We start from the raw sequence: 1,963 nt of genomic DNA on the forward strand, positions 1-1,963 counted from the left end.
AAGGAGGGCCTGGACCTTCTCGTCGTGCCCTCCGCCGAGCTCTCCCGCGGCCGCGGCGGCCCGCGCTGCATGAGCATGCCCTTCTGGCGCGAGGACCTCTAAGGTTTTCAAAGACCCGTACAGGTCTTACTACAAACATCTAGCTGCCATTAGATGTCTCCCATTGGGGCGGTGCGGATCTTTCGCACCGCCCCATTCATGTTTAATGACGCTAAATGAAGATCAGATAAGGTGGCCATGGATATCAAGACAATCGGTGTTGAGGAATGGCTCAACGTTTGGGAGAAGAGTGCTACCTGGGATATCGCTCAGTCGACGATCTCGTCGCTGACCATGGGCGAGCTTCGCGCACTGGACGAGCAGGACGGCGCCACGTTCTACGAGCGCCTGGATCGCGAGAAGATGAGCTACGGCTGGATCGAGGGATCGCCGGAGTTTAAGGCCGAAGTCGCCAAGCTGTATCGTCGCGAGGTCAATCCCGATCACATTTTGCAGACCAATGGCTGTACGGGTGCTAACCTCAACGCCATCATGGCCGTGGTCGAGCCCGGCGACCATGTGATTGCCGAGTGGCCCACCTATGCGCCGCTCTATGAGATTCCGCGTACGCTCGGTGCCGAGGTCGAGTATTGGGAGCTTCGCGAGGAGCTCGGCTGGAAGCCCGATATCGAACAGCTCAAGCACCTCGTTCACCCCAACACCAAGCTCATCTGCATCAATAACGCATCGAACCCCATCGGTACGGTGCTCGATGCCGATACGCTCGGCCAGATTGCCGAGATCGCCCGCTCGGTGGGCGCCTATGTGCTGTGCGACGAGGTGTACCTGCCGCTCGAGAACACCGAGGCCTTTATGTCGATGGCCGACGTGTACGAGAAGGCCATCGTCACCAACTCGGTGTCCAAGACCTATTCAACGCCTGCGGCCCGCGTGGGCTGGGTCGTGGCCGACGGAGAGGTCTCCAACCGCATCCGCACCTATCGTGACTACACCATGATCTGCGGCGGCGTGTTCAACGACGCCCTGGCGACCTACGTGCTCGAGCACAAGGATAAGATCCTTGAGCGCAACCGTAAGATCGTGTTTGGCAACCGTGATATCGCTCAGGCATGGATCGATACGCAAAGCCGCGTCTCTTGGACGGCGCCGCAGGGCGTATCCACCTCGTTTATCCAGCTGGATATTCCCGAGAACGATGAGGAGTTCTGCAAGCGCCTGTTGGCCGAGAGGGGAGTGCTGCTGGTTCCCGGCAGCCGCTTTGAGCTTCCCTGCGGCGCGCGTCTGGGCTACTGCGCGAGCGAATACGTTCTTCGCGAGGGCCTGAGGCTTCTGGGCGAGGCGCTGGCGGAGTTCGATCGCTAGGATTCCGACGGCTCTCAAAGCCACTCAAATCTGTCTACGATTATCGATAACAGACCCGTTTCCCATGAGGGGAGCGGGTCTGTTTTTCTATACCGAGAAGTCAAGTTGTTACAAATGAGGCCGTAAGGCGAGCCGGTGTTCGTTGGGCCTTATACTGAACTTCCGGTGAACGGTACCAAGCGTCTGGTAAACGGTAATATGCATACCAGAAATGAATAGGACAAACTTTTTTCTGAATAAAAATGAAAATGGTTGAGACGCGGTATGAATCGTTAGTTCTATTCATAGCTTTATTAGAAATATGCAATTTGAGGGTGGTTCAATAAAGTTAAGTTCCATTTGCTATTTGGTTTGAAAAAGCATTTAAGCACGTAAATAAACTTTATTAAATCAAAGTGTGCCATGCGTGAAGTATATGTGTATGCCGTTCACCCCTCATAAAAAACCGTTCGGGGGCAAGGTGGAAGTATGGGCTGATTTTGGATATAAATATGTCGTCAGCAATAACGCCTCACACGGAGGGGCGCTAACGAATCGGCCCTGACAAGGGCCCGAAAGAAAGGTAGGAGGCCATGACGAAAGGTCTGCACGTGCCTTCCGA

2 protein-coding genes are annotated in these 1,963 nt (G+C 55.0%); both read left to right on the forward strand.

The genetic code is table 11. From position 1 onward, the window contains the following. Positions 1-102 (forward strand): arginine deiminase family protein (locus DWV43_RS09900; RefSeq protein ID WP_147343553.1); only part of this gene is annotated, 102 nt, incomplete at its 5' end. Positions 103-237: 135 nt separating this feature from the next. Next, complete coding sequence (locus DWV43_RS09905; protein WP_117818435.1) at positions 238-1,362, forward strand: aminotransferase; 1,125 nt, start codon at positions 238-240, stop codon at positions 1,360-1,362. The last annotated feature ends 601 nt before the right edge of the window (positions 1,363-1,963 follow it).

The organism is Collinsella sp. AF05-9 (assembly GCF_003465595.1).
Lineage (GTDB): Bacteria > Actinomycetota > Coriobacteriia > Coriobacteriales > Coriobacteriaceae > Collinsella.

Excerpts from the sequence above, each read along its gene's own strand:
- DWV43_RS09905 (WP_117818435.1), top strand. The coding sequence starts at position 238 with ATGGATATCAAGACAATCGGTGTTGAGGAATGGCTCAACGTTTGGGAG.